This window comes from Streptomyces sp. AC550_RSS872 (assembly GCF_019049285.1).
Classification (GTDB): domain Bacteria; phylum Actinomycetota; class Actinomycetes; order Streptomycetales; family Streptomycetaceae; genus Streptomyces.
The window spans coordinates 266802-286876 of record NZ_JAGMUL010000092.1; the positions used below are offsets into that span (position 1 = coordinate 266802).

A 20075-nucleotide genomic window follows, 5' to 3' on the forward strand; every position below is an offset into this window, starting at 1 on the left:
GTGGATTCGGGCAGGGGTGGTGGCCGTACATCCCGCAGGGCGCGCGTGGCGGCGCGGCGGGACCTACGGCCGGACGGCGGACGGCGTCCGACGCTCGACCGGGCGGTGTCAGCTCGGGTCGGGCGCGGGGACGGCGGCGAGGGTGCCGTTCAGGTAGGCCGCCCGGGTGGCGTGACGCTGGATCTTGCCGCTGGACGTCTTGGGGATGGTGCCCGGCTCGACCAGGACGACGTCACGCACCGACAGGCCGTGGGCCTCGCCGATCTCGCCGCGGACCACATCGGTGATCTTCTCGCCCTCGGGCGCCGCGTCCGGGGCGACCTCGGCGACGATGACGGGCTGTTCCCCACCGGCTCCCGTCCCCGTTGCGTCGACGGAGAACGCGGCGGTGCAGCCGGGGCGCAGGGCCGGGTGGGCCATTTCGGCGGTCAGTTCCAGGTCCTGCGGGTAGTGGTTGCGGCCGTCGATGACGATGAGGTCCTTGAGGCGGCCGGTGACGAAGAGTTCGCCGTGGTGCAGGAATCCGAGGTCGCCGGTGCGCAGGAAGCGTCCCTCGTGGCCGGCGAGAGTGGCGCGGAAGGTCTCGCGGGTGGCGAGGGCGTTGCGCCAGTAGCCCTTGGCGACGCTCGCGCCGCGCACCCAGATCTCGCCGACCTCGCCGTCGGGCAGCTCTTCGTGCCGCTGGGGATCGGCGATGACGACGGTCACGTGCCGGCCGGGGCGGCCGCAGCTGACGGTCGCTGCGTCGGTCTGGCCGGCGTGCGGGCCGGATTCGGCGGGCTGGAGGAGGGTGGGCGCGGTGTGGGCCGTGCTCCCGGTGACCATCAGGGTGGACTCGGCGAGGCCGTAGCAGGGGTGGAGCGCCTCGCGGCGGAAGCCCGCCGGGGCGAAGGTCTCGGTGAAGCGCCGCAGGGTGGCGGCCCGGACCGGTTCCGCGCCGTTGACGGCGACCTTCCAGCTGCTGAGGTCGAGGCCGTCCAGGAGTTCGGGGCCGGTGTGCTTCAGGCAGAGTTCGTAGGCGAAGTTGGGGCCGCCGCTGGTGTGCGGGCGGTAGCGGCTGATCGCGGTCAGCCAGCGCTGGGGCCGCTGGAGAAAATGCAGCGGCGAGAAGAGGGTGGCGGTCACGCCGAGGTAGACCGTGTTGAGGACGGGGCCTATGAGGCCCATGTCGTGGTACACGGGCAGCCAGCTGACGAACATCTCATGGCCGTACTCCTCGATGGTGTCCGGCGTGTGCCCCATGGACTCGGTGAGGATCCGCTCGTTGTCCAGCAGGTTTTTGTGGGTGACCATCACGCCGCGCGGGGCGGAGGTGGAGCCGGAGGTGTACTGGAGAAAGGCGACGGAGTCGGCGGTGAGATCGGGCTCGCGCCAGGCGGCGGACGCCTCGTCGGGGATGTCCTCGGTGGCGACGCAGGTGATGTCGGCGAGCTCGGGCAGTTGCGCCGCCATGCCGGACAGCGCAGTGATCACCGCGCGGTCGCCCAGGATCACCTTGGCGTCGGCGTCGGCGATGAGCCGCTTCATCCTGGTCAGGGCCCGGTGGTTGTGCACACGGCCCTGCGGCGGGACGCCCGGTACGGCGACGACACCCGCGGCGAGGCAGCCCAGGTAGCCGCAGATGAACTCCAGGCCGGGCGGGTAGAGCAGCATGGCGCGGGTACCGGCCAGGCCGCGCCCCTGGAGCCAGGCGGCGACGGCACGGGAACGGGCGGCGAGAGGGCCGTAGGAGATCTCCTGGATCTCGCCGTCGCAGTCGCCGGTGACGAGGTGGCGGTAGGCGGTTCGGTCGGGGTGGTGCGCGGCGTGCTGGGTCAGCAGATCGACCAGGGATCGAACCATGTGGCGAGTCTCACCTGTCTGGATCGGTGGGCGAGGAACTGGAGTTCGAGAGCCGGGCACTGGACGGGCACGGCAACCTCGGTCGACCCGGCCCCCCACCCGTCCCCGTTCGACTTGCTACCGGCGAGTAGCACCATAGCAACTCCGTTCGGTCGACGGGCCGAACGGAGGTAAACCCTATGTGTCCACGGTGGGTTCGCGAAGTGACGCACGCCGCCCACGGCCCGTCACCACTCCCGGCCGGGCGAAGGCCCGCAGGGGCAGACGAAGGCCCGGACACCGGCTTCGCGATGTCCGGGCCTCGAACCGCCGCTCGGTCAGCCGCCGTTCAGCCGCCTGCGCAGGAGCGTCTTCCCCAGCTCGGCGCCCTTGCGGCTGTCCGCCTGGGCCTTGCGGAACAGGTCGGCCACCTCGGTGTCCTTGCCGCGTTCCGCGTCCTCGATGTAGCCCTCCAGCCGCAGGGCGTTGCTGAGGCACGCCTCCACGTACCAGATCAGGTTGTAGTCCTTGTCCTGTGTACCGGTCACGCCACCGGTCTCGATGCCGCTGGTCATTGAGGGCCTCCTCCGGCGTGGTCGTTCCTGGCCTCGCCGAGTACCCGTCGTCCGAGCGGACACACACCGCGCCGGCCGGGACAGACATCCGCGTCAACTCCCGTATGTTGTACGCCAATTCAGACAGTCCGCGCAGAAGTGAGCAGAGTCCCGGCAGTTTCGAAATGAAGTATCGATCGACCGTGCGAGATCGGTCGATGACGGTGTGTACTGTGCTCCGAGCGCCTCGCCCCACGGCCGTGGAACCAGCCCTGCCCGACTGTCCCCGAACCGACTCCTGGGAATCCGACTCGATGATCGAACTACCGGACCTGGCGACCGGCGGTCTCGCCGTCGGCATGCTGTCCGCGCTCGCCCTGGGCGGCGGTCTGCTGCGCGCACAGCGGCAACACGCGAAGCAGCGTGCCGAGATCGACGGGCTGCGCCGCCAACTCAAGGCCGTGCTCCAGGCGTTCACGGCCGAGGTGGAGCACCTGGCGCAGCAGCGCGTCCCCGCCGCCGCCCGGCAGCTGGCGCACCCCCATGTCACCGTGCCGGGGCCGCTGCATCCGCAGACCGCGGGCTCCGAACTGGACCTCGCCCTGGAGCAGGTGCTGACCGGGCTGCGCACCGAGCTGGCCGCACAGCGCACGCGGATCGACGCCGCCGCACAGGCGGGCATGCGCGGGGCGACACGCGAGATCCAGGCAGCCCTGTACCGGCTCCAGGACGCCTTGCGGCAGCTCCAACAGAAGTACGACGACCCCGAGTTGGCGCAGACCCTGTTCCAACTGGACCACGAGAACGAGCAGTCGCTGCGGCGGGCGCAGGTCGCAGCCGTGGTGTGCGGGGCGTGGGTCGGGCTCGCCCGCGAGGATTCGCACCTGGTGGAGGCGGTGACCGGAGGTCAGGCCCGGCTCGCGGGCTACCACCGGGTCCGTGTCCACAACCATCTGGCCGCGGGCACCGGGCTGGTGTCCCACGCGGTGGAGCCGGTCGCGATCATCGTCGCCGAGCTCCTGGACAACGCGCTGCGGCACTCCGCGCCGGACACGGATGTCGTGGTCAACCTGGAGCACGTCCACCACGGCGTCTGCGTCACCGTCGACGACTCGGGCCTGGGCATGACCCAGGACGAACGCGCCCGCGCGCAGCGGCTGGTGGCGGGGTCCGAGCCGATCCTGCTGACCGACCTCGGCGATCCACCGCGCATGGGGCTCGCCGCGATCGGGCAGCTGACCCGGCAGTTCGACCTGAGCGTGGATCTCTCCTCGCCGTCGCCGTACGGCGGGGTACGGGCCGTGCTCCGGGTCGACAGCCATCTGCTCAGCGCCATCGACCCGACCGAACGACCGCCCGCGGCGAGCGCTCCGCGCTCCACCCGGAAGGCATCCCGCGACGAGGCCGCCGTCGAGCCCCGGCCGGAGGCGTCCGGCACCGCGCACGGTCACGGCTACGGCGCCGAGCACGACGAAGCCGCTGACGCCCTGCCCGGCCATCACGCTCCACGCGACGCCGGTGGTCTGCCCCGGCGCCGGCGTCGTACACGCGTGGCCGCCGCGGCGCGGGACGTGCCCGAGGCGCGGCCCGCGGTGCGCCGGCCGGAGCAGGCCGCCGCCGCCCTGGGCGCGCTCCAGGCGGGGACCGCCGCGGCCCGCTCCGACGGTGAGCGCACCGACGGTGCCTCCACCGCCGTACCGGAGACCGAGCGAGCGGCCGGACAGCAGCCCGAAGCCGCAGCGGACCACCTGGACCGGACCGACCAGAACCAACAGAGCGACCAGAACGACCAGAGCGACCCGACCGACCAGAACGTCCACGAAGGGGGGACGGCTCGATGACCAGCCGCGACACGGGAGACACGGCGTGGGTGCTCGAACCGATCCTGGAGGTACCGCACGTGGTGGCCGCCGTACTGCTGACGCGGGACGGGCTGGTCACCGGGTACACGGACGCCCTCACCCAGGCCTCGGCCGAGCGGGTGGCCGCGATCACCAGCACCGTGCAGGGGGCGTGCCGTACGGCGGCTGCCGCGTTCGCCGACCTGGACCGGGCCGAGGTACGGCAGGTCGTCATCGAGTCGGACCACGGATATGTGCTGATCGTGCCGACGGACCACGGCACCTGCGTGGCCGCCTACGGGGACGAGGAGGTGCGCCTGGACCTGCTGGCGCACCGGGTGCACTCGCAGGTGGCGAGACTCGGCGAGAAGGCGATGGCCGCGGCGGCCCGGCATGCCGACGGCGGCGCACCGGCATGACGGGCCGCCCTGGCGGCCGTCCCCTGGTTCCCGCGTACCTGTCGACCGGTGGCGTGGCCCGGCCCAGCCGGCCTCAGCTGGAGCGGCTGTCGGTGCTCACCGGCACCGGAACATCGCCGCCCGCCGGTCTGCCCGCCGCCCAACTCGCCCTGCTGGACGCCCTGGACGACGGGTCGCTGACCGTCGTGGAGGCCGCGGCGCTGCTGCGGCTGCCGGTGTCGGCGGTGCGGGTCCTGGCGGGCGAACTCGTCGACCGGGAGCTGGTGCTGGCCCGCGCGCCGATCCCGCCCGCCGGACGCTTCGACCCCGACCTGCTGGAGAGAGTGGCCGATGGCCTTCGCGCCCTCAAGCACGACTAGCCCCGCACCGGGCACGGCGCAGGGCATCCACCTGCCCGACACCGCCCGTGACCTGGTCAAGATCCTGGTCGCCGGCCCCTTCGGCGTGGGCAAGACGACCCTGATCGACTCCGTCTCCGAGATCCGGCCGCTGCACACCGAGGAGCCGCTCAGCGAGGCGTCCGCGCAGGTGGACGATCTGGCCGGGGTGCGGGACAAGTCGACGACCACCGTCGCCGTCGACTTCGGCAGGATCAGCCTGCCGGGCGGGGTCGTGCTGTATCTGTTCGGCACGCCCGGGCAGGAGCGGTTCCGGGCGCTGTGGGACGACATCGCGTACGGGGCGCTGGGCGCCCTCGTCCTGGTCGACAGTCGTCGGATCGACGCGTCCTTCGACGTGCTGGGGCTGGTGGAGGAGTCGGGGCTGCCGTACGCCGTCGCCTTCAACGCCTTCCCGGACGCGCCCCGGCACCACACCGAGGAGCAACTGCGCGCCGCCCTGGACCTGGAGGCGGGCACGCCGATGGTGACGTGCGACGCGCGGGACGCGGGCTCGTCGGTCGACGCGCTGCTCGCGCTGGTCCAGCACCTGATCGACCGCAACGTTCCGGAGGACGCCCGGTGACCACCCACACCCCCGACCGGCAGGCCTTCACCCGCTCGGCACCCGTGCGGCTGTGGGAGGACGGCTTCGCCCTGGACCCGTATCGCTACTACGAGGCCCTGCGTGCCCAGGGGCCAGTCGGCTGGGCGGAGTTGGCGCCGGGGGTGCCGGCGTACGTCGTCACCGACCGGCAGGCCGCGCTGGATCTGCTGCACGACACGGAGACGTTCTCGCACGATCCGCGGCCGTGGGAGTCCACGGTCGCCGACGATGCGCCGATCCTCGGCATGATGCGCTGGCGGCCCAACGCGCTGTTCGCCGACGGCGCGGCCCATGTCCGGTACCGCACCTCGCTCATCGACACGTTCGACCTCATCGAGCCGCACGATCTGCGGGCGCGGGTGCACCGGGCGGTGCGGGTGCTGGTGGGCCGGTTCGGGCCGAAGGGCGAGGCCGATCTGGTGGGCGACTTCGCGCGACCGCTGATGGCGCTGGTGTTCAACAACCTCTTCGGGCTGCCGGACAGCCAGAGCGACCGGCTGGACGGCGCGCTGGGCAAGATGATGGAGGGCGGCGCCGATGCGGCCGAGGGCGAGGCGGAGTACGGCGGCTACGTACTGGAGCTGATCGCGGCCAAAGCCGAGCGCCGGGGCGACGACCTGCCGAGCCGGCTGCTGGACCACCCGGCCGGGCTCACTCCCGAGGAGGTCACCTGGCAGGTGTTCCTCACCCTGGGCGCCGGGCACGAGCCGACGGCCAACCTGGTGTCCAACGCGCTGTCCCGCATCCTCGGCAACCCGCTGTACTACTCCACCCTCACCAGCGGGGCCCGCCCCGTGACGGACGCGGTGGTGGAGGTGCTCCACCACGAGACACCGCTGGCCAACTACGGCATCCACTACGCCCGGGGCCCGGTGTCCTTCCACGGCACCTGGATCAGGGCCGCGGTGCCGGTGGTCGTCTCCTACGGGGCGCTCGCGTACTTCGCCGAGCAGGAGGTCACCGACGGGCGGCATCCCCAGGACGCCTCGCATCTGTCCTGGTCGGCGGGCCCGCACGCGTGCCCGGTGCGGCAGCACACGCTGCTCATCGCCACCGAGGCGATCGAACGGCTCACCCAGTGGCTGCCCGACCTGGAGCCGGTGCTGCCCCGGGCGCGCCTGACGTGGCGGCCCGGCCCCTTCCACCGTTCGCTGACCTCCCTGCCCGTCCGGTTCAGCCCTCGCTCCCCCGATCAGCCAGGAGTGCCCTCGTGACCGCCACCGACCGCATCGACCGATTCGCCATCGACCCGTTCGGCGCCGACATCGCCGCCGAGAGCGCCCGGCTGCGCGCCCTCGGCCCGATCGTGCCCGTGGAGCTGCCCGGCGGCATCCCCGCATGGGCGCCCACCGGCTACGACACCCTCAAGGAACTCATCCTCGACCCACGGGTCAGCAAGGATCCGCGGCTGCACTGGCAGCTGTGGCCAAAGATCGGCGAACACCCCTCCTGGGGCTGGATCCTGGGCTGGGTCGGCGTGGTCAACATGCTCTCGGCGTACGGCGCCGACCACGCGCGGCTGCGCAAGCTGGTCGCGCCGAGCTTCACCCAGCGGCGCACGGAGATGATGCGGCCCCGCGTGCAGGCCATCACCGCCGAGCTGCTCGACGCCCTCGGCTCCCTCGGCTCCCTCGATGACGGCGGGTCGTCGGTGGATCTGAAGGCCGGGCTCGCGCTCCCCCTGCCGATGCGGATGATCTGCGAACTGTTCGGCGTGCCCGAGGAGTTGCGGGAGGACACCGGCACCCTCATCGCCGCGATCATGGACACCTCCGACCCGAGCCCGGAGCACGCCGCGTTCGTGCAGGAGCAGATCGGCACGGTGCTGGGGGCGCTGATCGCCCACCGCAGCGAGCACCCCGGGGACGATCTGACGACCGAGCTGATCCGGGTGCGCGACGAGGACGGCGACCGGCTCAGCGACGAGGAGCTCGTCTACACCCTGCTGCTGGTGATCGGCGCCGGCTTCGAGACGACCGTCAATCTCATCGGCAACGCGGTCGTCGCCCTGCTGACCCACCCCGAGCAACTGGCCGCCGTACGCTCCGGGGAGATCGGCTGGGACGCGGTGATCGACGAGACGCTGCGGGTGCATCCGTCGATCGCCTCGCTTCCCCTGCGCTTCGCCGTCTCCGACATCGAGGTCGGGGGCGTGACGGTGCCGGCCGGGGACGCCATCATCACGACGTTCGCCGCCGCGGGGCTGGATCCCGTGCACTACGGGCCGGACGCGGACAGCTTCGACGCGTCGCGCGGGGCGGAGGACCATCTGGCGTTCGGGATCGGGGTGCACCGGTGCATCGGCGCTCCGCTGGCCCGCGTCGAGGCCCGGACCGCGTTGCCCGCGCTCTTCGACCGCTTCCCCGACCTGCGGCTGGCTGTCGACGAGAAGGAGCTGCGTCAGGTGCCGTCGTTCATCGCGTTCGGCTGGCAGGAGATCCCGGTGCGGCTGCGGGCCTGAACGGGTGCGTGCGCGGGGACGCGACCGGTCCCCCGTTCCGGTCGTGCCCCCGCGGGAAGTCGAACCTACGTCTGCGGCGGAGCGCTTGGGTATCGCGTCGGTGCCCGATGCGCCGCCGCGGGGACTCACCTGTGCACAAGTGAGTCCGGAAGGCCCGGTTTCGTCGCCGGCAGTGCGGGCTGATCCAGATCGCCCACCGCGAGATGGGCCAGGACGACCTCGTACAGGTCGCTGCCACCGGCGAGGAGCTGGCGTTCCAGGACGGGTTCGGCGCTGCGGACGTGCTCACGGACGGTCTGGGCGTGGACGCCGAGGGTCTGCGCCGCGCGTTCGGCGTTGCCGCCCTCGGCGATCCAGGTGCGCAGGGTGCGGCGCAGGTCCCGGGTGTCCTTGTCCAGGCGTGCGAGGACGTCCTGCGCCCAGGTGTGCATGGCGGGTCCGGAGAGCAGGTCGCGCAGCGAGGCCTGGCTCTCTTCCGACGTGCGGTCGTCGGCGGGGGCGTCCGCGAGGCTGACCTGGGTGTTGAGCGCCAGGTGGACCACGGCACGGGCGGTCAGGTCGGAGAAGTCCGTGCGCAGGAGGGTTTCCACGCGTTCCATGCGGGCGCGGACGGTGTTGCGGCTGACGCCGAGGACCTTGGCGGCGCTCACGGCGGTGAACTCCAGGCCCAGCCGGGTGGTGGCGAGCAGTTCGGCGCGGGTGTGGTGCGCCAGGGTGTCGAGCGGGTGCAGCAGCCGGGCGGCCCAGCCGCGCAGGGGCGCCGGGTCGATCAGGCGCTCGGGGTGGGTGCGTTCGGCGTAGACCGCGGCCTTGTCGGGGCGGAAGTGCGCGACGGCCAGGGCGCTGACGGCCTGCCCGTACGCGGCGGCGGTGCGGGCGAGGCTCTGCCGGGCGCTGCCGCCGATGAAGGTGCGGGGGCGCGGGCCGATCAGCGACCGCAGTACCCGGGCCTCGCCGTCGTCCGGCGTCACGACGATGACGTGCTCGTCCACCGCCGGGCAGAGCACGACCAGGGCCCGCTCTGCGGTCACGTCCAGGCATTCCTCGGCAAGCCGGTCGCGCTCGTCGGCGGGGGTCTCGACCACATGGACGCAGGCCGTGTCGGTGTCGAGCAGACCGGGCCACAGTCCGGCGGCGACGCGGCGGGCGGAGACGGTGTCCTCCACCATCAGCAACTGAAGGATGGCCAGGCGCAGATCGGAGGTCGCCTGCGCGAGACGGTGACCGGCCGCGACCGTCTCGCTCGCCTTCAGCAGGAGTTCGATGACCTGGACGGTACGCGTGATCATGTCGGAGGCGCGCCGGTCGAAGGGCACCTCCCGCGACACCGCGAGCACACCGGCGGACACGGGGTTCGGGTACGCGACCCTGACCAGCCGCAGGTGGCGGCCCTGGCCCTCCCAGGCGGCGGAGGCGATGCGTCCGGCGGCGACGGCCGCGACGAGGCTGTCGTCCAGGTCCGGCCGTGTTCCGCCGAGCAGGGTGCCGGTGTCGTCCTGGAGTGAGGCGGTGCCCCGCACGGCGTCCGCGAGCCACGCGACGACCCGGCCGACGTCCCGCCCGTTCGGCCGCAGGTGGTCCAGCAACTCCTGCGCCCACACCGAGGTGTCGGCGCCGCCCGTCCCTGTCTGACGAACCCCGTCCTCTCTGCCAGCCACGTCGGCCTTCACCTCGCCCTGCACTTCACTCACGGCATACCGCTCGGGACGTTACCTCACCCGCGCGCGGCGGCAAGTCGGCGCCGGGCCGTGGACGGGTTTCCCGGGAACCCGGCGCGCAATCCGCCGGTCTGCCCGGGCCTGCGTCGCCGCAGGGGGCTCAGGGCATAGGCTCGGCGAATGGCGAAGTACTTCGACGTGCACCCCGACAACCCTCAGTCGCGCACCATCTCCCAGGTCGCCGACAGCATCCGCTCCGGTGCGCTCATCGCGTATCCCACGGACTCCTGCTATGCGCTGGGCTGCCGGCTGGGCAGCCGTGACGGCATCGACCGGATCCGGGCCATTCGCCGCCTGGACGACCGGCACCATTTCACCCTCGTCTGCCAGGACTTCGCACAGCTCGGCCAGTTCGTGCGGGTCGACAACGACGTGTTCCGCGCGATCAAGGCGTCGACGCCCGGCAGCTACACGTTCATCCTGCCCGCGACGAGGGAGGTTCCGCGCATGCTCCAGCATCCGAAGAAGAAGACAGTCGGCGTGCGCATCCCCGACCATGTCGTCACCCAGGCGCTGCTCGCCGAGCTCGGGGAGCCGCTGCTGTCCAGCACGCTGCTGCTGCCCGACGAGGACGAGCCGATGACCCAGGGCTGGGAGATCAAGGACCGGCTGGACCATGTGCTGGACGCGGTGGTCGACTCCGGGGACTGCGGCACCGAACCGACGACGGTGATCGACTTCTCGGGTGGCGAGGCCGAGATCGTGCGGAAGGGAGCGGGCGACACGTCCCGGTTCGAGTAAAGCGGCCCCCAAGCGGTCCTCAAACAGCAGGGGGTGCCGTGGGTCGTTGAATGCTGCATGAAACCATGTGCGCGACCCGGTTCCACCGGGTGGCGACCCGTTCGCCGTGAACTGCGCAGAGAGGCAGCCCCCATGACCTCCGTACTGGGCACCGCCGTCGACATCCCCACCGAGGACGGCACCGCCGACGCCTATCTGACCCGTCCCGCCGACGGCGAGCCCCGCCCCGCAGTGCTGCTGTACATGGACGCCTTCGGCCTGCGGCCGCAGCTGCGGGCGATGGCGGACCGGCTCGCCGAGGCCGGGTACACGGTGCTGGTGCCGAACGTGTTCTACCGTCACGGGCGCGCTCCGGTGTTCGAGTTGCCCGAGTTCATCGACCCCGGGGCCCGGCCGGAGATCTTCCAGAGCATCATGCCGGTCATGCAGGCGCTGACGCCCGAGGCGGCGATGCGGGACGCGGACGCCTATCTGCGCCGGCTGGCCGACTGCCCGGTCGCGGCCGACGGCCCGGTGGCGCTGACCGGTTACTGCATGGGCGCCCGGCTGTCCCTGCTCACCGCCGGCACGTTCCCGGACCGGGTCGCGGCGGCGGCCGGGTTCCACGGCGGCCGGCTCGCCACCGAGGAGCCGGACAGTCCGCACCTGGTGGCCGAACACATCACCGCCGAGCTGTACTTCGGCCACGCCGACCAGGACCCGTCCCTGCCCGTCGAGCAGATCGAGCGCCTGGAGGCCGCGCTCACCGGGGCAGGGGTCCGGCATCGCTGCGAGGTCTACCCCGGTGCGGGGCACGGGTTCACCCAGGCCGACACCGCTTCCTACCATCGCGAGGGCGACGAGCGGCACTGGGCGGCGCTGCTGGACCTGCTGAAACGCACCTTCTGACCGCCGGGGCCGGCACTTCCGCGGACGACCAGGTGGGCCCGGTCATTTGACGAAGCGGTACTTGAGATGGGTGGCGAGGGGGGTGTCGACCACCCGGACCGGTTCGAGGTCCCGCCGCCCGAGGCCCGGCCCCTCGAAGAGCCGCAGACCGTCGCCGAGGAGCGCGGGCACCACGTGCAGTTGCAGCTCGTCGATGAGCCCCTCGCCGAGGTACTGCCGCACGGTGCTCGCCCCGCCCGCGATGTCGACGTTCCTGTCACCGGCGGCGGCCTTGGCCTGGTCGAGGGCGCTGTGGATGCCGTCGGTGACAAAGGTGAAGGTGGTGCCGCCCTCCTTGAGGAGGGTCGGCCGGGGGCGGTGGGTGAGCACGAAGACCGGGGTCCGGAAGGGCGGGTTCTCGCCCCAGAACTCCTCGCCCGTGTCGTACATCATCCGGCCCATGACCACAGCGCCGGTGGCGTCGAACCACTCGCGCATCAGCTCGGAGTCCCGGTTCTCCTCCCCTCCGGTCATGCCCTGGCGCTCCCGCCAGCTCGCCAGGTTGTGGATCCACTCGAAGAGCGGCTCGGCGCCGTCCCCTCCCGGGTTGTCGAGGGCGACATTGGGTCCGGCGATACAGCCGTCGAGGGAGATGGCCATGTCCGCGGTCACGATCACGATGGGTGCTCCTGGTTCCTCGGGTGTATTGACTCCACTCTTACGTCGATCGGGGACCGGCACGTTCGACAGGCACCGTGGCGCGGACGATGGCGGAGCGCATGCCGTCCGCGACGGGCAGGTCGGGGTGATCTCGACGACGGTGTCCGAGGGCAGCGGGATCGATTCACGTCATCAGCCTCTGTTGTGCGGCCCCCTGCGTGGTGGCCGTGTATGCCGCGACGGTCATGACGGCCGTCGCGGTCATGACGATCCCGGCGCCGACGTAGAGCGGTGCCGTGCAGCCGGCCCGCGGTGATGGCCAGGCCTCCGAGCCAGGCGCCGAGGGCGTTGCCGATGTTGGACGCCGAGACGTTGGCGCCGGCCGCGAGTGCCGCGCCCTGGGCGTGGTCGGTGCCGCGGGTGACCAGGCCGGGTCACCGGCGAACCCGGTCAGTCCCAGCAGGAACACGAGGACGACTGACGCGACGGCGCTCTGCGCCAGGAGACCGAACACGGCCAGGGTGACGGTGAGGCCGAGCAGGGAGAGGACCAGGGTGCGATCCTTGTCATGGTCGGCCGCCCGGCCGCCGAACAGGTTGCCGACGACCAGACCGACGCCGTAGACCATCAGCAGCCAGGCGACGTCCGCCGAGGAGAAGCCCCCGGCCTCGGTGAACGTGTGGGCGATGTAGCTGAAGGCGCCGAACATCCCGCCGTGGCCGAGCGCGGTGGCCGCCAGGGTCAGCCAGACCTGCCAGGACCGCAATGCCCGGAGCTGGGCCCGCAGGGCGGCGGGCCGTGCTGTCGGCGGCAGTGCCCGGTCCACCCGGCCCGGGACGAGCGTGACGATTCCCGCCGGCGCCAGCACGCCGATCGCGGTGACCGCCCAGAAGGCCGCCCGCCAGCCCCGGCGCTCCCCGCACAGCGCCCCGAAGGGCACGCACAGCACGTTCGCGACGGTCAGCCCGGCGAACATGACGGCCACCGCGCGGGACTTCTTCTCCGGCGCCACCATGTCGCGCGCGACCAGCGAGCCGATCCCGAAGAACGAGCGGTGGCAGAGCGCCGCGACGATCCGACCGAGCAGCATCACCGGATAGCTCGGCGCGACCGCCGACAACAGGTTGCCGATGACGAACAACACCAGCAGGCCCACCAGGACCTGCTTCCTGGGCAGCCGTGCCGTCGCCGCGGTCAGCGCGATGAGGCCGCTCGGCATGCGTGGCCGTTCGCTCGCGCGCCGCTGTAAGAGGAAGTCCGTGTCCCCGGCCCTGAATTCGCTCATGGTCCCACCCTCACGCGTGAAGGCGGATGCGCCCATGGACAAAGATCGACGGCCCTTGGACGAAGGTCACAGCCCGGGTGCGCAGGCGCACGTGCGGCAGCGCAGGGGCGAGCGCAAGCTGGAGGTGGACCCGCCTTGTCCGTCGGCAGCGGTGCCTTCGGCAGCGCCACCCGTGGGAGGACCTGGATGACTTCGATGCCGAACCTGCCGGACGTGGTTTCGCGTGAGGAGTGGCTCGCCGCCCGCAGGGAGCTGCTGGACAGGGAGAAGGAGCTGACGCGGGCACGGGACCGGGTCAACGCCGAGCGGCGGCGGCTGCCGATGGTCCGCGTCGGCAAGCCGTACACCTTCGAGGGTCCGGACGGGCGGGTCGGTCTGCTCGACCTGTTCGAGGGGCGGCCCCAGCTGGTCGTGCACCACTTCATGTGGACGTACGACATCGACGACGACGGCACCGAGCACCCCCGTGACACGGGATGCAGCAGTTGCTCCTCCGCGGCAGACCAGATCCCCGCCAGGCTGCGGCAGCTGCACGTCCGTAACACGTCGCTGGCCGCGGTGAGCCGGGCACCGTACGAGAAGCTGGCCGCGTACCGCGCGCGGATGGGGTGGACCTTTCCCTGGTATTCGTCGGCCGGCAGCGACTTCAACTACGACTTCCACGCCACCGTCGACGACCGGGTCGCGCCGGTCCAGGTCTGCCTCCGCTCCGAGGCCGAGCTCGCCGAGGCGGGCACGCCGTGGTCGGCGGGGATGCGCGGCGACTACCCCGGCATCAGCGCGTTCCTGCGGGTCGAGGACGAGGTCTTCCACACGTACGCCACGTTCGGTCGCGGCATCGAGGAGTTCCACAACTGCTACCCGTACCTCGACCTCACCGCCCTCGGCCGCCAGGAGGCTTGGGAGGAGCCGCAGGGCCGCGCGGAACCGCTCGGGCTGGAGGTCGGCGGGCCCGGTCTGCGGGTGCCCGACGAGTACGACGCCTGACGGGCGAGGGCGTGCCGGGCCGGGTCCGGGCGGTGCGCGGCGTTACCGTCGGCGGCATGGACGGTGAGCGCCGACGGTGGCGTGCGTGTGTGCTGGCCGGCGCGGTGTTCGCCGTGTGCATGGCCGGCACCACTCTGCCGACGCCGCTCTACGGCCACTACCAGGACAAGTTCGGTTTCTCCGAGCTGATGGTCACCGTGGTGTACGCCGTGTACGCCTTCGCGGTCATCGGTGTGCTACTGCTCGTGGGCAACGCCTCGGACGCGGTGGGCAGACGCCCGGTGATCCTGTGGGGCCTGGGCTTCGCGGCCGCGAGTGCCGTCTGCTTCCTGTGCGCCACCGGGCTGGGCTGGCTGTTCGTGGGGCGGCTGCTGTCGGGGCTGTCGGCCGGCCTGCTCACCGGGGCCGCCACGGCGTACGTGATGGAGCTGGCACCGCCGGGCGGCGCCTCCCGGGCCACCCTGGTGGCGACCGCCGCCAACATGGGCGGGCTGGGGTGCGGCCCGCTGCTGGCCGGAGTGCTGGCGCAGTACGCACCCTGGCCGCTGTACCTGCCGTTCGCCGTGCACCTGGCCCTGGTGGGATGCGCGGTCGCGGTCCTGCTGGGACTTGTGGAGACCGTGCGGGAGCGGAGGCCGCTGCGTACCGTGCGGCCGCAGCGGGCCACTCTGCCGCCGCAGGTGCGGGCAGTGTTCGGGCCGGCGGCCACCGCCTCGTTCGTGGGCTTCGCCCTGTTCGGGGTGTTCACCTCGGTCAGCCCGGCGTTCCTCGCCGAGTCCCTGAACGAACGCAACCACGCCGTGAGCGGACTGGTCGTGGCGCTGGCGTTCTTCTCCTCCACCGCCGGGCAACTGGCCGTCGGCCGGGTCGGGGTCGGGCGGTCGCTGCCGCTGGGCTGCGCCGGTCTGCTCGCCGGGCTGGCCCTGCTCGCGGGCGCGCTGCGCTGGGATCTGCTGGCGCTGGTGGTGCTGAGCGCGATCGTCGGCGGGGCCGGGCAGGGGCTGTCGTTCCGCGGGGCGCTGTCCGCGGTCGCGGCGTCGTCTCCGTCGGAGCAGCGCGCGGCCGTCATCTCGACGCTGTTCGTGGTGGCCTACACGGGCATCTCGGTCCCGGTGATCGGTGTGGGCGTGCTGGCCGATCCCATGGGCCTGGAGGGCGCGGGACTGGTGTTCATCGCCTGCATGACCGTCCTGGTCTCGACCGCGGCCGCCTATCTGCTGCGGCGACCGGTGCCGGCGAGGACATGAGCGCCCAGCCCTGCGCCGGCGGTGCCCTGGATGCCGCGAGCGAGCCGCGATGAGTTCCGCGCCGTCCGGCGGTCTTACTGACGAACCCGGTACCGAGGAGGATCCCTGATGCGCAGCGTTACCTATTCGATGAACGTCTCATTGGACGGCTACATCGTCGGGCCGGACGGCGGCATCGACTGGGGGGCGCCCGACGAGGACGTCTTCCGCTTCTGGATCGAAGACATCCGCGGGGTCGACGTCCACCTGCTGGGACGACGGCTGTACGAGACGATGCTGTACTGGGAGACCGCCGACCAGGATCCCTCGCTCGACGAGGCTCAGCTCGAGTGGACCGCGCTGTGGAAGCCGCTCCCCAAGGTGGTGTTCTCCACCACGCTGTCGACGGTGCAGGGCGCTGCCCGCCTGGCCTCCGGCGGCGTGGCGGAGGAGATCGAGCGGTTGCGAGCCGAGCCGGGAGAGGGCGAGATCGCGATCGGCGGCGCGACTCTCGCCGCCGAGGCGGCCGCGTCGGGTCTGATCGACGAGTACCGGGCCATGGTCTACCCGGTGCTGGTCGGCGGTGGCATCCCGTTCTTCCCCCAGCACGAGCGCCGGGTGGATCTCGAACTCGTCGAGACCCGCACCTACAACTCGAAAGTCGTCTACCTCCGCTACCGCGTGGTCCGCTAGGCCCTGTCGTGGCCCTTGACGGGTCGTCGGTCCGTGCGCGCCGACAGGCCTCGGCGCAGGCACTCGACGAGTCGGCCGGCGATCGTGCCGTCGGGGTCCAGGCAAGGGTTGAAGATCGTGACGTCCAGCCCGACGGCTCCCGGGTCGCTCAGTGCTGTGCGCAGCACCGCCTCCAGCTCCTCCCAGCTCAGACCGCCGGGGAGTCGGTAGTCGACGGCGGGCATGATCGCGTCGTCCAGGACGTCGACGTCCAGATGGACCCAGAACCCGGCGCCGCTGCCGGTGCCGGCGGTGAGCCGGTCGACCGCCCGCCGTGCTGCCGTGGCCGCGCCCGACGCCCGTACGTCCTCGAGGTCGATCGCGTGCAGCTCGGGCGGAAGCGGCTGCATACCGGCCTGCTCCGATTCGTCGGCGTCGCGGAAACCGAGGGCGACGACGTCCTCGTCCCGCACCAGGGGGCCGCGGCCCTCGAGGTCGGTGAGCAACCGGGGCCCGCGCCCGGTGGCCAGGGCGAGGTCCATCGAGGCCGCCTCACCGTACGGCTCCGCCGAGGGCTGGTAGAAGTCGGTGTGGCCGTCGAGGAACAGCAGGCCGGGGCGTTGTCCACGGCGGCGCAGGGCGAGGAGGTTGCCGAGCAGGATGCTGCAGTCTCCGCCGAGGACGACCGGGAAACGGCCCGTGTCCAGGACGTCGCCGACGGCGTCGGCCAGTCGGGCGGAGTAGTCCGCGATGCCGTGGGGGTTGAGTACTCCGGTGTCGGCGTCCCGCATGGGGTCGTAGCCCGGGGGTTCGACCCGGCCGGCCCGGACGGCGTGGAGACCGGACGGCAGACCGGCGTCGAGCAGCGCCGTCGGCAGTTCCTGGACTCCGGAGGGCCGCAGGCCGAGCACGGACGGTGCCTCGATGATCGCGAGTTCCCGCATGTCCGGCCCTTTCCTGCGCTGCCGCCCTCTTCGCCCGCACTTCTGAGTCCATCTGTGCCACATCCTGAGCACGGGCACCACTCGTGGCGCCGTCGGGGCGGGGCGGGTCACGACTCGCCGGTCGGTCCAGGCGACCACCCGTCTCGTAGCAGGTCGTAGCCGTTCGTAGCAGGACCTCGCGAGCAAGGCGTCCGTCTGGCCGGAACTCGCCCCTGCGTGACCGGAGTTGACCCAAGGTGATGCAGCTTTCAACTGCTACCAGCGGTAAAGGCTTGCTTTACGCACCCTTGACACGTAGACCTTGCTCCACGACTGGCACCACAACTGGCCAGAACTCTGGGGGGAGTTGGCTTATGCAAGGCACGGTGGACGGGTTCCGCTATGGCGCGGTGACCCCGGTTGCGGCCTATCTGATGGCCTGCCTGGGAGGGGCGCTGGGACTGCGGTGCATCGTCCGCTCCCTGCTCAACGGACAGTCCTGGCGACCCGGTTGGCTGGCGCTCGGCGCCGCGTCGATCGGGTGCGGCATCTGGACGATGCACTTCATCGCGATGATCGGCTTCCAGGTCGAGGAGGCCCGGATCCGTTACGACACGGGCCTCACCGTCCTCAGCCTCGCCGTGGCGATCGTCGTGGTCGGCATCGGCGTGTTCATCGTCGGCTATCGGGGCGCGGGCAAGGGGGCGCTGACCGGCGCGGGCGTGATCACCGGGCTCGGTGTGGCGGCGATGCACTATCTGGGCATGGCGGCGCTGCACCTGGACGGCAGCATCCGGTACGACGTGTTCACCGTGAGCCTCTCCGTCCTGATCGCGATCGTCGCCGCGACCGCCGCACTGTGGGCGGCCGTCACCGTCCGCGGCTTTCTGACCAGCCTCGGCGCCAGCCTGGTCATGGGCATCGCCGTGTCGGGCATGCACTACACCGGCATGGCCGCCGTGAGCGTGCATCTGCACGACACGAGCGGCTCGTCGTGGGCGGGCGACTCGCCCTCCTCCCTGCTGCTTCCCATGCTCCTGGGCCCGGTCATCTTCCTCGTCCTGGCCGGAGTGGTGGTGATGTTCGACCCGCTGCTGGTCCTCGGCGAGGGCGAGCCCAGCCGGTCCGGCACGGCTCGGCGCACCGGGACGACCGCCGGCGTCTTCGCGCAACGACCCGCCCCTGACGCCGAGTTCGAGACCCCGGTCGGCACGCGCCGGCCCCATCGGGCCCCCTACGCCCGCAAGGGGTGACCCGGGAGCGGGAGCACGGCGACGCACCCGGGCCATGCTCCCCCCCTCTCGGCGTTCTCTAGATCATTGTTACGGTGCACGAGTGTCTGACTCCTCACGCGATACCGCCGAAGGCGCCGGCTGGGGCGCCACCGAACTCGGCACGTACAAGCGGCTGATGCCGCACCAGGTCGAGAAGATCTCCTGGCTCGACCCCAGAATGCTGTGGGCCGCCCGCAACGGCGTACTGGCGTCCTGGTTCGGTGACCCCACGGGCCGTACCCGCAACCGCTGGGTGGCCCAGCGGGCCGCCGCGGGAGCGCCGGCCGACAAGGTGATCCGGCGTGACGATCCGGACCGGTTCTCCTTTCTCGTCATCGGGGACACGGGAGAGGGCGACGACCCCCAGTACGCCGTCGTGCCAGGGTTCTTGAAGACGGGTCGGGATACGAGGTTCGCGATCCTCGCGAGTGACGTGATCTATCCGGTCGGCAGCGCAGACGACTACGGCAGCAAGTTCTTTCGGCCGTACCAGGAGTACCAGGCACCGATCTACGCGATACCGGGCAACCACGACTGGTACGAGGACCTCGGCGCGTTCATGCGCGTCTTCTGCGACGACGCCCCGCCCCTCGCGCCCGAGCCGGCGCCGCGTCCGCTCAGCCGGGCCGGGCTGCGGTCGCTGCTGTGGCACCGCCCGCGCAAGGGCGACGGCCAACGGCTCGCGCAGCAGCGGACGTTGAGGTCGGCCGCGGCCCAACAGGCCGTCCAGCCGGGGCCGTACTGGGCGATCGACGCCGGGCCGGTACGGATCGTCGGCATCGACACCGGACTGCTCGGGACCCTCGACGCCGAGCAGGGCGCGTGGCTGCGCGAGGTGTCGAAGGATCCCCGCCCGAAGATCCTCGTCACGGGCTCGCCCCTGTACGTGGACGGCGAACACCACCCGTGCGCGATCGAGGGCGGCGGGACCGTCGACGAGATCGTCCGGGACCCGGCGCACCGCTACGTCGCGGCGATCGGCGGCGACATCCACAACTACCAGCGCTATCCGGTCCAGGTGGACGGCCGCACGATCCAGTACGTGGTCTCGGGCGGCGGCGGGGCGTTCATGCACGCCACGCACACCATCCCGCGCGTCGACATCGCGGGCGTCACCGAGAAGGAGTTCCGCTGCTATCCGCTGCGCGGTGACTCCCTGGCCTTCTACAGCAGGCTGTACGGCCGTCGGCTGCGTATGCGCCGCCTCTTCACGCTCAGCGAGGCCGAGGCGTCGGCGGTCGTCGCCGAGCGGCTCGGCATCCCGCTGACCCGAGCCCAGCAGCGGACGGACCGCATCACCTGGCGCACCCGTCTGGTGGCCGCCCTGCTCGGCGCGGGCCGCCGTCCCGACCGCACCGCGCGCTTGCGTCTCCCGGTGCGCAAGATCTACACGTCGTTGTTCTCCCCGAGCTCGGCGACGTACAGCCCGCCGTTCTTCAAGCAGTTCCTCCGTCTCGACGTCACCCCGGAGACCATCCGTCTGCGCTGCTACGCCGCGACGGGCAGCCGCGCCCAGGAGCTGGAACCGCCGGTCGAGGACGAGGTGACGATCCCGTTGATCTGAGCGGGGGCAGCGGGAACAGGGCGGGGCGTGACCGGGTTGGCACTGAGGCAATCCCATTGAAAGTTCAATGATGGAGGA

General features: G+C 71.7%; 19 protein-coding genes. 13 read left to right on the plus strand and 6 right to left on the minus strand.

Going from position 1 to position 20075, the window contains the following annotated elements:
• Window positions 1-108: 108 nt before the first annotated feature.
• Both KUM44_RS30795 and KUM44_RS30800 read right to left on the minus strand, forming a co-directional pair.
• Complete coding sequence (locus KUM44_RS30795) at window positions 109-1842, minus strand: fatty acyl-AMP ligase (protein ID WP_217213031.1); 1734 nt, start codon at window positions 1840-1842, stop codon at window positions 109-111.
• 317 nt (window positions 1843-2159) lie between these two features.
• On the minus strand, window positions 2160-2396 hold the full coding sequence (locus tag KUM44_RS30800) for a hypothetical protein (RefSeq protein WP_217213032.1): 237 nt from the start codon (window positions 2394-2396) through the stop codon (window positions 2160-2162).
• 293 nt (window positions 2397-2689) lie between these two features.
• Between KUM44_RS30800 and KUM44_RS30805 the strand changes: the two genes are divergently transcribed.
• The 6 genes from KUM44_RS30805 to KUM44_RS30830 are packed head-to-tail and all read left to right on the plus strand — an operon-like array spanning window position 2690 to window position 8080.
• The gene (locus KUM44_RS30805) at window positions 2690-4216 is read left to right on the plus strand and encodes an ATP-binding protein (protein ID WP_254390322.1); all 1527 of its coding nucleotides are present in this window, start codon (window positions 2690-2692) and stop codon (window positions 4214-4216) included.
• A complete protein-coding gene (locus KUM44_RS30810) occupies window positions 4213-4635 on the plus strand; it encodes a roadblock/LC7 domain-containing protein (protein WP_217213033.1) in 423 nt (140 codons plus the stop codon). The genes KUM44_RS30805 and KUM44_RS30810 overlap by 4 nt, the downstream gene beginning before the upstream one ends.
• Window positions 4632-4994 carry a DUF742 domain-containing protein gene (locus KUM44_RS30815; protein ID WP_217213034.1) on the plus strand — a complete coding sequence of 121 codons (363 nt, stop codon included), beginning with the start codon at window positions 4632-4634 and terminating at the stop codon, window positions 4992-4994. Before KUM44_RS30810 ends, KUM44_RS30815 begins: the two co-directional genes overlap by 4 nt.
• Window positions 4966-5598, plus strand: a complete 633-nt coding sequence (locus KUM44_RS30820) for an ATP/GTP-binding protein (protein ID WP_217213035.1) — start codon at window positions 4966-4968, stop codon at window positions 5596-5598. Before KUM44_RS30815 ends, KUM44_RS30820 begins: the two co-directional genes overlap by 29 nt.
• Window positions 5595-6833, plus strand: coding sequence for a cytochrome P450 (locus KUM44_RS30825; RefSeq protein ID WP_217213036.1), 1239 nt, complete (start codon window positions 5595-5597; stop codon window positions 6831-6833). Before KUM44_RS30820 ends, KUM44_RS30825 begins: the two co-directional genes overlap by 4 nt.
• A complete protein-coding gene (locus KUM44_RS30830; RefSeq protein ID WP_217213037.1) occupies window positions 6830-8080 on the plus strand; it encodes a cytochrome P450 in 1251 nt (416 codons plus the stop codon). Before KUM44_RS30825 ends, KUM44_RS30830 begins: the two co-directional genes overlap by 4 nt.
• Before the next feature lie 125 nt (window positions 8081-8205).
• Here the strand turns inward: KUM44_RS30830 and KUM44_RS30835 are convergent, their stop codons facing one another.
• Entirely contained in the window at window positions 8206-9738 is a 1533-nt protein-coding gene (locus KUM44_RS30835; RefSeq protein ID WP_217213038.1) for a helix-turn-helix domain-containing protein, read from the minus strand.
• A gap of 180 nt (window positions 9739-9918) precedes the next feature.
• On the opposite strand from KUM44_RS30835, the gene KUM44_RS30840 reads away from it, so the two are divergent.
• The gene (locus tag KUM44_RS30840; RefSeq protein WP_217213039.1) at window positions 9919-10539 is read left to right on the plus strand and encodes an L-threonylcarbamoyladenylate synthase; all 621 of its coding nucleotides are present in this window, start codon (window positions 9919-9921) and stop codon (window positions 10537-10539) included.
• 132 nt (window positions 10540-10671) lie between these two features.
• Window positions 10672-11427, plus strand: a complete 756-nt coding sequence (locus tag KUM44_RS30845; RefSeq protein WP_217213040.1) for a dienelactone hydrolase family protein — start codon at window positions 10672-10674, stop codon at window positions 11425-11427.
• A 42-nt stretch (window positions 11428-11469) separates the two neighbouring features.
• On the opposite strand, the gene KUM44_RS30850 is transcribed toward KUM44_RS30845, so the two are convergent.
• Entirely contained in the window at window positions 11470-12084 is a 615-nt protein-coding gene (locus KUM44_RS30850) for a dihydrofolate reductase family protein (protein WP_217213041.1), read from the minus strand.
• 166 nt (window positions 12085-12250) lie between these two features.
• Entirely contained in the window at window positions 12251-13351 is a 1101-nt protein-coding gene (locus tag KUM44_RS30855; RefSeq protein WP_302186070.1) for an MFS transporter, read from the minus strand.
• 186 nt (window positions 13352-13537) lie between these two features.
• Here KUM44_RS30855 and KUM44_RS30860 point away from each other — a divergent pair, with 186 nt between their 5' ends.
• The 3 genes from KUM44_RS30860 to KUM44_RS30870 all read left to right on the plus strand — a co-directional run bounded on the left by KUM44_RS30860 (window position 13538) and on the right by KUM44_RS30870 (window position 16257).
• A complete protein-coding gene (locus KUM44_RS30860) occupies window positions 13538-14338 on the plus strand; it encodes a DUF899 domain-containing protein (RefSeq protein ID WP_217213042.1) in 801 nt (266 codons plus the stop codon).
• 56 nt (window positions 14339-14394) lie between these two features.
• Window positions 14395-15585, plus strand: a complete 1191-nt coding sequence (locus KUM44_RS30865) for an MFS transporter (protein WP_217213043.1) — start codon at window positions 14395-14397, stop codon at window positions 15583-15585.
• A gap of 108 nt (window positions 15586-15693) precedes the next feature.
• Window positions 15694-16257, plus strand: coding sequence for a dihydrofolate reductase family protein (locus tag KUM44_RS30870; protein WP_217213044.1), 564 nt, complete (start codon window positions 15694-15696; stop codon window positions 16255-16257).
• Here the strand turns inward: KUM44_RS30870 and KUM44_RS30875 are convergent.
• Window positions 16254-17180, minus strand: a complete 927-nt coding sequence (locus tag KUM44_RS30875) for an arginase family protein (protein WP_217213045.1) — start codon at window positions 17178-17180, stop codon at window positions 16254-16256. The two genes, KUM44_RS30870 and KUM44_RS30875, sit on opposite strands and share 4 nt — an antisense overlap.
• Window positions 17181-17533: 353 nt before the next feature.
• Here KUM44_RS30875 and KUM44_RS30880 point away from each other — a divergent pair, with 353 nt between their 5' ends.
• Entirely contained in the window at window positions 17534-18412 is an 879-nt protein-coding gene (locus KUM44_RS30880) for an MHYT domain-containing protein (protein WP_217213046.1), read from the plus strand.
• A gap of 82 nt (window positions 18413-18494) precedes the next feature.
• Window positions 18495-19997, plus strand: coding sequence for a metallophosphoesterase (locus KUM44_RS30885; protein ID WP_217213047.1), 1503 nt, complete (start codon window positions 18495-18497; stop codon window positions 19995-19997).
• Window positions 19998-20075 lie beyond the last annotated feature (78 nt).

Excerpts from the sequence above, each read along its gene's own strand:
- KUM44_RS30820 (WP_217213035.1), top strand. The coding sequence starts at position 4,966 with ATGGCCTTCGCGCCCTCAAGCACGACTAGCCCCGCACCGGGCACGGCG.
- KUM44_RS30880 (WP_217213046.1), top strand. The coding sequence starts at position 17,534 with ATGCAAGGCACGGTGGACGGGTTCCGCTATGGCGCGGTGACCCCGGTT.
- KUM44_RS30845 (WP_217213040.1), top strand. The coding sequence starts at position 10,672 with ATGACCTCCGTACTGGGCACCGCCGTCGACATCCCCACCGAGGACGGC.
- KUM44_RS30805 (WP_254390322.1), top strand. The coding sequence starts at position 2,690 with ATGATCGAACTACCGGACCTGGCGACCGGCGGTCTCGCCGTCGGCATG.
- KUM44_RS30855 (WP_302186070.1), bottom strand. The coding sequence starts at position 13,351 with ATGAGCGAATTCAGGGCCGGGGACACGGACTTCCTCTTACAGCGGCGC.
- KUM44_RS30800 (WP_217213032.1), bottom strand. The coding sequence starts at position 2,396 with ATGACCAGCGGCATCGAGACCGGTGGCGTGACCGGTACACAGGACAAG.
- KUM44_RS30870 (WP_217213044.1), top strand. The coding sequence starts at position 15,694 with ATGCGCAGCGTTACCTATTCGATGAACGTCTCATTGGACGGCTACATC.
- KUM44_RS30795 (WP_217213031.1), bottom strand. The coding sequence starts at position 1,842 with ATGGTTCGATCCCTGGTCGATCTGCTGACCCAGCACGCCGCGCACCAC.
- KUM44_RS30815 (WP_217213034.1), top strand. The coding sequence starts at position 4,632 with ATGACGGGCCGCCCTGGCGGCCGTCCCCTGGTTCCCGCGTACCTGTCG.
- KUM44_RS30875 (WP_217213045.1), bottom strand. The coding sequence starts at position 17,180 with ATGCGGGAACTCGCGATCATCGAGGCACCGTCCGTGCTCGGCCTGCGG.
- KUM44_RS30860 (WP_217213042.1), top strand. The coding sequence starts at position 13,538 with ATGACTTCGATGCCGAACCTGCCGGACGTGGTTTCGCGTGAGGAGTGG.
- KUM44_RS30865 (WP_217213043.1), top strand. The coding sequence starts at position 14,395 with ATGGACGGTGAGCGCCGACGGTGGCGTGCGTGTGTGCTGGCCGGCGCG.
- KUM44_RS30810 (WP_217213033.1), top strand. The coding sequence starts at position 4,213 with ATGACCAGCCGCGACACGGGAGACACGGCGTGGGTGCTCGAACCGATC.
- KUM44_RS30840 (WP_217213039.1), top strand. The coding sequence starts at position 9,919 with ATGGCGAAGTACTTCGACGTGCACCCCGACAACCCTCAGTCGCGCACC.